At 71.2% G+C, this 10,783-nt stretch carries 1 protein-coding gene; it reads left to right on the forward strand.

Annotated features, from left to right (window positions below):
• Positions 1–52: 52 nt before the first annotated feature.
• On the forward strand, positions 53–10,747 hold the full coding sequence (locus tag LCL87_RS10715) for a non-ribosomal peptide synthetase (protein WP_225019424.1): 10,695 nt from the start codon (positions 53–55) through the stop codon (positions 10,745–10,747).
• Positions 10,748–10,783 lie beyond the last annotated feature (36 nt).

Raw genomic sequence — 10,783 nt, forward strand, 5'->3', positions numbered from 1 at the left:
GCTCCCCCGCATCGAGCGATCCAAGATTTCACATGTCGGGAAGGACAAGTACATGGCGGCCCAGCAGCCCGGAGTCGACGCGTTGACGATCGAGGACCTGCCCAGGCTCCTCGCCGGTGTGGTCGAGGTCGATGCCGATCGGATCGCCGTGACCGCCGGTGACACCACCGTCACGTACGCCCGACTGAAGCAGGAGATCGAGAACCTCGATGCCGCGATGGGCGGCGTGCTCGGCATCGACGCGCTCGTCCCGGTCGTGCTGTCCACCGTGGCTCCGGGGCTGCTCGAGGCACCCGAGACCGGGGGACTGCCCGGACTCCTGAGTACCCTGTTCGCCGACGCGGCCGAGGTGCTCGGCGACCAGGCGACCGCCGCGCCCGCCGCGGAGCCGGCCGCCACGCTGGCGTCGCTGTTCGACGAGCAGGTGGCCCGCACTCCCGACGCGGTCGCGCTCGAGTTCGACGGCACGACGCTCACCTACGAGGAGCTGGACGCGCGGGCCAATCGCCTGGCGCGCCAACTGATCTCGCTCGGTGTGGGACCGGACAGTCTGGTGGGTCTGGGGATCCGCCGCTCGCTCGATCTGCTGGTCGGCATGTACGCGATCGTCAAGGCGGGCGGCGCCTACGTGCCCCTCGACCCCGATCACCCCGCCGACCGCCTCGGCTACGTCCTCGACATCGCGCGTCCCGTCGTGGTGCTCACTACGACCCGCGACGGGCTGACCCTCGACACCGACACCCCGATCGTGGCGATCGACTCGCTGGATCTGCAGGCATGCTCGGACGCGCCGGTCACCGACGCGGACCGGTCGGCGCCGCTGTCGGCGGAGAACCTCGCGTACGTCATCTTCACGTCCGGTTCCACCGGGCGCCCCAAGGGCGTCGCGGTCGGGCATGGCGCGATCGTCGCCAATCTGCGCTGGCGCCAGCACATGTACCCCATGACCGACGCCGACGTGGTGCTGCAGAAGACGCCGTTCACGTTCGACGTGTCGGTGTGGGAGTTCTTCTGGCCCTTGCAGGCCGGAGCGCGCCTGGTGATCGCCGCGCCCGACGGGCACCGGGACCCGGCGTACCTCGCACGGATCATGGTCGAGAGCGGCGTCACCGTCGCGCATTTCGTGCCGTCGATGCTGTCGGTGTTCGTTTCCGAACCGAGTGCCGAGACCGTCACGACGCTGCGGAACGTGTTCGCATCCGGTGAGGCGCTGCCGCCGCAGACCGCGGCCCGCTTCCGGGAGATCTCCGGAGCGGCACTGCACAACCTGTACGGCCCCACGGAGGCCGCCGTCGACGTCACCTTCCACGAGGTGACGGCGGACGACCACGCGACGGTGCCGATCGGTGCCGCGGTCGCCGACACCGACCTGTACGTGCTCGACGAGGGACTGCGCCGAGTTCCGGCGGGCACCGAGGGTGAGCTGTACCTCGCGGGCGTGCAGTTGGCCCGCGGCTACCTGCAGCGCCCGGATCTGACGGCCGACCGTTTCGTCGCGGACCCGTACGGCGCCCCCGGCGACCGCATGTACCGCACCGGTGACCTGGTCAAGCTCTCCCGCTCGGGCGAGCTCGAGTACATCGGCCGCACCGACTTCCAGGTGAAGCTGCGCGGTCTGCGCATCGAACTCGGCGAGATCGAGTCGGCGCTGCTGGACCACCGAGCCGTCTCGCAGTCCGTCGTCGTGGTGCACGCCGACGCCGACCTGGGCGACCACCTCGTCGCGTACGTCGTCACCGACGGTGGCGCCGACGTGGACCGGCACGAACTGGCCGCCGCGGTGAGCGCGCGCCTGCCCGAGTACATGGTGCCGTCGCTGTTCGTCGCGCTGGCCGAGTTCCCGCTCAACGCCAGCGGCAAGTTGGACCGCAAGGCCCTTCCCGCGCCGGACTTCTCGTCGCTCGCGAGCGAGTACCGGGCGCCGAGAACGCCCACCGAGGAGACCCTCGCGGCGACGTTCGCGGAGGTGCTGGGCGCCGAGCGGATCGGTGTCGACGACGACTACTTCGCGCTCGGCGGCAACTCGCTCAGCGCCACCCGCGTCGTCGCGCGCATCAACGCCGATCTCGGCATCCGCATCGACGTGCGCGACTTCTTCGACGCTCCCACCGTCGCGCGGCTCGCGGCCCTCGTCGACGCGGCCGTGACTGCGGGCGGTGACACCCGGGCCCCGCTGGTCGCGCAGGACCGCCCCGACACCGTTCCGCTGTCGATGGCGCAGCAGCGGATGTGGTTCCTCAACCGCTTCGACACCGCGTCCAGTGCCAACAACATCGTGGTCGCGATCCGGTTGACCGGCGCGCTGGACGTCGACGCGCTCCGCGTCGCGGTGTCCGACGTGATCGATCGGCACGAGTCGCTGCGCACCGTCTTCCCCGAGGCCGACGGCGCTGCGAGCCAGGTGATCCTGCCCGCGGACCGGGTGACCGTCGACCTCGCTGCCGAACCGGTGCGCGAATCCGACGTCGCCGACGCTGTGGCGCAGACGATCTCGCAGGGCTTCGACGTCACCGTGGCCGTCCCGTTCCGGATGCGACTGCTCGCGGTCACGCCCACCGAGCACGTGCTGGTGGTGGTCGTGCACCACATCAGCGCCGACGGCTTCTCGATGGGTCCGCTCACGCGAGACATCGTCGCCGCGTACGCCGCGCGGTCGGCCGGCGCCGCCCCGGCGTGGACGCCACTCGCGGTCCAGTACGCCGATTACTCGCTGTGGCAGCGCACGGTGCTCGGCAGCGAGGACGATCCGGAGTCGGTCATCGCGCGACAGGTGGAGTTCTGGCGGGACGCGCTTGCGGACCTGCCCGACCGACTCGACCTGCCCGCCGATCGTCCGCGTCCCGCGGTCGTGTCGAACAGCGGTGCATCGCATCGCTTCTCGATCGGCACCGAGACGTCGGGACGCATCGACGCGATCGCTCGCGAGCACGGCGCGTCGACCTTCATGGTGGTGCACGCGGCCCTGTCGGTGCTGCTCGCACGCCTGAGCGGCACCGCCGACATCGCGATCGGCACCCCGGTCGCGGGCCGCGGCGAGGCCGCCCTCGACGACCTCGTCGGCATGTTCGTCAACACCCTCGTGCTGAGGGCCGACGTCCGCGGCGACCTCCCGTTCGCGGACCTGCTCACCGGTATCCGGGCCACCGACCTCGCGGCGTTCGGCAACGCCGACGTGCCGTTCGAGCGACTGGTCGAGGTGCTGAGCCCGGCCCGCTCGCAGGCCCGGCACCCGCTGTTCCAGGTGGCCCTGTCGTTCCAGAACATGGACCGCACCGAACTCGCGCTCGGCGACCTGACGGTGTCCGGTGTCGACTTCGACGCCGCCGTCGCGAAATTCGATCTGGCCGTCACGGTCGCCGAGAGCGATTCGGCGACAGGTGGACTGGACGTGGACCTCACGTACGCGACCGACCTGTTCGACGCGTCGACGATGCGCACGTTCGCGGACCGGTTCGTCCGGGTGCTCGAGGCCGTCGCCGCCGATGCCTCCGTCGTGGTCGGGGACATCGACCTCCTCGACGCGGCGGAGACGGTCGCACTGACCGCGGCGGCCGGCAATGCCGGCCCGGCCCCGGTGCTGCTGCCGCAGATCCTGTCCGCCGCCGCGACCTCGGATCCGGCCCGGACGGCACTCGTCTCGGACGACGAGACCGTCACCTATCGCGAACTCGACGAGCGGTCGTCCCGTCTGGCGCGCACGCTGATCGCGCGCGGCGCCGGACCCGAGTCGGTGGTCGCGGTTGCGCTCACCCGGTCGATCGAGTCCGTCGTCGCCCTGTGGGCCGTCGCCAAGAGCGGCGCCGCCTTCGTCCCGGTGGACCCGAACTACCCGGCCGACCGCGTCGCGCACATGGTGTCGGATTCGCGGGCGCTCCTGGGTATCACCCGCGCCGAGCACGTCGGCGCCCTGCCCGCCGCGCTGCCGTGGATCGTCCTCGACGACGCGGCGACGGCGGACGAGGTCGCCGCGCGATCCGCCGACGCCGTGACCGACGCGGACCGCACCGCGCCGCTGCGCGTGACGGACGCCGCCTACGTCATCTACACGTCCGGTTCGACGGGTGTGCCGAAGGGCGTGGTCGTCACGCACACCGGTCTGGCGGCTTTCGCGGCCGAGCAGGTGGAGCGCTACGGCATCGAGTCCGATTCCCGGACGCTGCATTTCGCGTCGCCCAGCTTCGACGCGTCGGTCCTCGAGCTGCTGATGGCGTTCGGTGCGGGTGCGACGATGGTGATCGCGCCGACCTCGATCTACGGCGGCCACGAGTTGGCCGACCTGCTGCGCACACACCACGTCACGCACGCGTTCGTGACGCCGGCGGCGCTGGCCTCGGTCGACCCGGCCGGCCTGGGTGCGCTGCAGACCGTCGTCGTCGGCGGTGAGGCCTGCTCGGCCGAACTCGTCGCGCGATGGGCGCCGGGCCGGCGGATGTTCAACGCGTACGGCCCCACCGAGGCGACCGTCGCGTCCAACATCTCCGGCGCCCTCGTCCCCGGCGAGCCCGTCACGATCGGCCGGGCCATCCGTGGCGCCGACGCCTTCGTGCTCGACGGCCGCCTGCGGCCCGTCCCCGCGGGCGTCCCCGGTGAGCTGTACCTCGCCGGAGCCGGTATGGCCCGCGGCTACCTCGGCCGCCCCGCGCTCACCGCGGAACGGTTCGTGGCCAACCCGTTCGGCGCACCCGGATCACGCCTGTACCGCACCGGCGACGTCGTGCGCACGACCGCCGACCGGGTACTCGAGTACGTCGGCCGCGCCGACGACCAGGTGAAGCTGCGCGGCTTCCGGATCGAACTCGGCGAGATCGAATCCGTTCTCGCCGCGCACGACTCGGTCGCCCAGACCGCGGTCGTGGTGGTGCGCGACCAGCTCGTCGCGTACATCGTGGCCGCCGAAGACCGGTCGATCGACGTGGCCGCACTGAAGGAGTTCGCGGCCCGCGCCATCACGGCGTACATGGTGCCGTCGGCGTTCGTGGTCCTGGACCGCCTGCCGCTCACCGGCAGCGGCAAGCTGGACCGCAAGGCCCTGCCCGAACCCGAGTTCGAGGCGCGCGAATTCCGGGCCCCGACCACCCCGGTCGAGGAAGCCGTCGCATCCGTGTTCGCCGACGTCCTCGGCGTCGACCGGGTGGGCCGCGGCGACGACTTCTTCGCGCTCGGCGGCAACTCGCTGCTGGCCACGCAGGTGGCCGCCCGACTCGGCGTGGCACTGGACACCACGGTGCCCGTGCGGGTGCTGTTCGACGCCTCGACCGTCGAAGCCCTCGCCGCCCGGGTGTCGGTGTCCACCGCCGGCCGGACGAAGGCGCTGGTCGCCGGTCCGCGTCCGGACCGGATTCCGCTGTCGCTCGCGCAGCAGCGCATGTGGTTCCTGAACCGGTTCGAACCTGAATCGGCGGTGAACAACATCCCGCTCGCGATCCGACTGTCGGGTGAGCTCGACGTCGAATCCCTCTCCGCGGCAATCGGTGACGTCCTGGACCGGCACGAATCGCTGCGCACCCTGTTCCCCGACGTGGACGGTGTCGGCTTCCAGTCGATCCGCCCGGCGTCCGACGTCGCGGCCCCCGTCGCCGCCGAGGCGGTCGCGGAGGCCGACCTGCCGGTGCTCGTCGAGCAGATGGTCGTGGCCGGCTTCGACCTCACGACCGACATCCCGGTGCGGATTCGTCTGTTCGCGGTCTCGCCCACCGAGCACGTGCTGGTGCTCGTGGTGCACCACATCGCGGCCGACGGCTTCTCGATGGGCCCGCTGACCCGCGACGTGATGACCGCGTACTCGGCCCGCTCGGCCGGCACCCTCCCGTCGTGGGCGCCGCTGGCGGTGCAGTACGCCGACTACACGCTGTGGCAGCGTGACGTCCTCGGTTCGGAGGACGATCCGGAATCGGCGATGTCGACGCAGCTCGCGCACTGGAAGCGGACCCTCGCCGGCCTGCCCGGTCAGCTCGACCTGCCGTCCGACCGCCCCCGCCCCGCGGTGGCGTCCAATCACGGTGCCTCGCACAGCTTCACGATCGACGCTGATCTGCACGCGGCCGTCGACGGCACGGCGCGGGCGCACGGCGCGACGCCGTTCATGGTGCTGCACGCGGCGCTGTCGGTGCTGCTGGCCCGGCTGAGTGGCACCTCCGACATCGCGGTCGGCACCCCGGTCGCCGGCCGCGGTGAGGCGGCGCTCGACGACCTGGTCGGCATGTTCGTCGGCACCCTCGTGCTGCGATCCGATGTCCGGCCGGACCTGACGTTCGCGCAACTCCTCGCGGACGTGCGGGCTGCGGATCTCGCGGCCTTCGAGCATGCGGACGTGCCGTTCGAGCGGCTCGTCGAGATCCTCGACGTCGAGCGCTCGCAGTCCCGGCATCCGCTGTTCCAGGTGATGCTGACGCTGCAGAATCTCGCTCCGGCGTCGCTCGAGCTGCCGGGCCTGTCGGTGTCCGGCGTGGACGTCGACTCTGTGGCCGCGAAGTTCGATCTGCAGGTGACACTCTCGGAGTCGGCCGACGGATTGTCCGTCGACCTGACGTACGCGACGGACCTGTTCGACGAGTCCACGATGCGCGTGTTCGGGGAGCGGTTCCGGCGGGTGCTGGCGGCGGTCACCTCGGACCCGGCCGTCGTGGTCGGCGACGTGGAGCTGCTCGACGAGACCGAGCGCGTGCAGGTGCTCGAGCGGTGGAATGCGACCGCCCGTCCCGTCGACGACTCCACACTGGTCGATCTGTTCGACGCGCAGGTTGCGGCGACGCCGGATGCGACGGCCGTCGCGTCCGGCGTCGAGACCCTGACCTATCGCGAGTTCGCCTCGCGGGTGCGGCGTCTGGCCCGCCAGCTGATCGACGCCGGTGTCAAACCGGAGTCCCTGGTGGCGGTCGCGATGGGCCGGTCGGTGGAGCAGCTCGTCGCCCTCCACGCCGTGGTCGCGGCGGGTGGCGGCTACGTTCCGCTCGACCCCGATCAGCCGGCGGAACGCAACCACTACGTGCTCGAGGTCGCGCGCCCGGCGCTGGTGCTCACCACGACGCGGGACGGCGGAGTTGCGGCCGGGGACATCCCGGTGATCTCCGTCGACGCCGTCGATCTGTCCGGGCGTTCCGATGCACCGATCGTCGACGCCGAGCGCACCGCTCCGCTGCGTGGCGCCGCGGTGGCCTACGTGCTGTTCACATCGGGCTCGACGGGCCGGCCCAAGGGTGTCGCCGTCCCGCACGCGGCGGTGACGAATCTGTTCGCGTGGATGCAGACCGAGTACGGCCTGGGCGCGGACGATCGGGTGCTGCTCAAGACCCCGTTCACGTTCGACGCGTCGGTGTGGGAGCTGTTCTGGCCGTTGCAGACCGGGGCGACGACAGTCGTCGCGTCGCGGGACGCGCACCGCGATCCCGCGGGTCTGGCACGCGAGATCGCGGACGGGTCGATCACGGTCGCACAGTTCGTGCCGTCGGTGCTCGACGCGACGATCGATCACCTCGACCCGGCGGGCGCGGCGTCCCTCTCCCGGGTCTTCTGCGGTGGCGAGGCACTTTCGTCCCGGACGGTGTCGCGACTGCGGTCCGTCACGGATGCGTCGGTGCACAACGTGTACGGCCCGACCGAGGTCACGGTGCAGGCGACCCGGCACGAGGTGGGTGCGTCGGATGTGGTCGTGATTCCGATCGGCGCGCCCGCATCGAACACCCGTGCCTACGTCCTGGATTCGCGTCTGCGTCCGGTTCCGGCCGGTGTCGCGGGTGAGCTGTATCTGGCCGGCGCTCAGGTGGCCCGCGGCTACCAGGGTCGGGGCGACCTGACCGCGGAGCGATTCGTGGCGAATCCGTTCACCGGCAGCGGTGAACGGATGTACCGCACGGGCGATCTGGTGAAGTGGACGGTCGGGGCGAGCGAAGCGACGGGGGATTTCCCTGAGGGCGAGCTGGAGTACCTGGGCCGCACGGACTTCCAGGTGAAGCTGCGCGGTCTGCGCATCGAGCTGGGCGAGATCGAGGCGGCCCTGCTGGCGGCGCCGGAGATCGCGCAGGCCGCGGTGCTGGTCCAGAGTGATCAGCTGGTCGCGTACGTGGTGGCCGACGGGCCCTTCGATGCCGAGGCCACGAAGGCTGCTCTGGCCAGGAGTCTGGCGTCGTACATGGTGCCGTCGACGTTCGTGGTGCTGGACGAGTTCCCGCTCAACGCGTCCGGCAAGCTGGATCGGAAGGCGCTGCCGGAGCCGGTGTTCGAGGTGCGCGAGTTCCGGGCGCCGACGACGCCGGTCGAGGAGATCGTCGCGGGCGTGTTCGCCGACGTCCTCGGGGCCGCGCGGGTCGGTCTGGACGACGACTTCTTCGCGCTGGGCGGCAATTCGCTGGTCGCGACGCAGGTCGTCGCGCGTCTCGGCGCGGCGCTCGACGCCCAGGTGCCGGTACGGGTGCTGTTCGAGGCGTCGACGGTGAGCGCGCTCGCGGCCCGGGCTCAGGCCCTGGCGGGTGCCGGGGCGCGCAAGGCGCTCGTCGCCGGTCCGCGACCGGAGCGGATTCCGCTCTCGCTGGCCCAGCAGCGCATGTGTTTCCTGAACCGGCTCGAACCGGAGTCCACCACGTACAACATTCCGCTGGCGATGCAGCTCACCGGAGACTTGGACGTCGCGGCGCTGCGGGCGGCCCTGCAGGACGTCCTCGTCCGGCACGAGGCGCTGCGCACGTACTACCCGGAGGACGCGGACGGCCCGCACCAGGTGATCGTGCCGGCCGATCGGGTCGAGTTCGATCTCACGCCCGTCCCCGTCACCGCGGACGACGTGCTCACTCGCGTGGGTGGCCTGCTCGGCCTCGGCTTCGACGTGACCAGCGGAGTTCCGCTGCGGGCCGGGCTGTTCCGGATCGACGACCAAACACACGTGTTCGCGTTCGTCGTCCACCACATCGGTGCGGACGGCGTCTCCATGGCGCCGATGGCGCGTGATCTGGTCGCCGCGTATGCCGCTCGCAGCCAGGGCGCGGCGCCGCAGTGGTCCCCGCTCGCGGTGCAGTACGCGGACTTCGCGCTGTGGCAGCGCGAGGTGGTGGGCTCGGCGGACGAGCCCGGCACGGTGGCCGCGGAGCAGCTCGAGTACTGGGTGCGGACGTTGTCGGGCGCACCGGATCTGCTCGATCTCCCCACCGACCGGCCACGTCCGGCGGTGGCGTCGATGAGGGGAGCCGAGACCGGTTTCACGATCCCGGCTGCACTGCACACCGCACTCGACGCACTCGGGCGGGCCGAGGGCGCATCGCTGTTCATGGTGGCGCACAGTGCGCTGGCCGTGCTGCTGGCGCGGCTCAGCGGAACCTGGGACGTCACGGTCGGCACCCCGATCGCCGGACGCGGGGACGCCGCACTCGACGATCTGGTGGGCATGTTCGTCAACACGCTGGCGCTGCGGACGGAACTGACGTCGTCGATGACGTTCACGGATGTCCTCGCGCGGTCGCGGGAGACTGATCTGGCCGCCTTCGGCAACGCGGACCTGCCGTTCGAGCGCGTCGTCGAGGCCGTCGCGCCGTCTCGCTCGACGGCGCGGCACCCGCTGTTCCAGACGGTGCTGTCGTTCCAGAACCAGCAGCAGGCCGCACTCGAGCTGCCCGGCCTGACGGTGGGTGCGGTACCGGATCAGGAGCGGGCGGCCAAGTTCGACCTGCAGCTGACCCTGATCCCGGCACCGTCCGGAGATCTCGAGGCTCTGCTGACCTACGCGACGGACCTGTTCGACGAGTCGACGGTGGCGACGCTCGGCCGGCGATTCGTACGGATCCTCGAGGCCGTCGCTGCGGACGCCCGGGTGGTGGTCGGTGACATCGACATCGTGTCCGACGCGGAGCGAGCACAGTTGCAGGGCGCCGCGACGTCCGGAGGATCCGCCGACGCCGGGCCGGGCGCGACCGTCGTGCCCAGCGACAGCACCGTGCCGCAGATCCTGGCAGCGGTGGTCGAGGCCGACCCGGAGGCGCCGGCGATCTCGGACGACGGTGAGGAGATCACCTACGGCGATCTCGACGAGCAGTCGTCGCGACTGGCGCGGCTGCTGATCGGCGAGGGCGTCGGCCCCGGTCACCACGTGCCGATCGCGCTGCCCCGCTCGGCGGATGCGGTGGTTGCGGCGTGGGCGGTGCTCAAGAGCGGCGCCGCTCTGGTGCCGATCGAGGCAGCGGAGGGCGACCGGTTGCCGTCCGACATGACGGCCAAGGTCGGCGTAACGACGTCCGCACTCGTCGAGGACCTGCCCGACAGCATCGAATGGGTCGTGCTGGATCGCGACGCGGACCGGATCCGCATCGACGAGCAGTCCGGCAGGCCGGTCACCTACACCGAGCGGATCCGCCGCCTGGGCTCCGAGGATCCCGCACTCGCGGCGGCCGACGGATCTATCTCGCTCACCCACGGATACGTGGTGGCACTCGCCGAGCGCGATCGCGCCCGCTACGACGTCACCTACGAGTCCCGGACCGTGTGTACCGAGCCCCTGAGCAGCATCTGGTCGGTCACCGAGCTGCTCGTGGCGTCCACCGCGGGCGCGGTGACCGTCGTCACGGCAGTACCGGAGGGTAACGTCACCGACCTTCTCGCCGACGAATGGGTGACCCATGCATTCGTGTCGGCGGCCTGCGCGCAGGCCCTCGACGTCGCGGAACTCGAGGATCTCGAGGTTCTGGTGCTCACCGACGGCGCCCGGCCGGAGGGACGGCCGGACGTCCGGCGGGTCGTCGCCGATGCGGAGGTGTGGTCCGTGTGAGGCGATAATGATGGTTTGTCCCGGGCGATGTAGGTG

Source organism: Prescottella equi (assembly GCF_020171745.1).
Lineage (GTDB): Bacteria > Actinomycetota > Actinomycetes > Mycobacteriales > Mycobacteriaceae > Prescottella > Prescottella equi_A.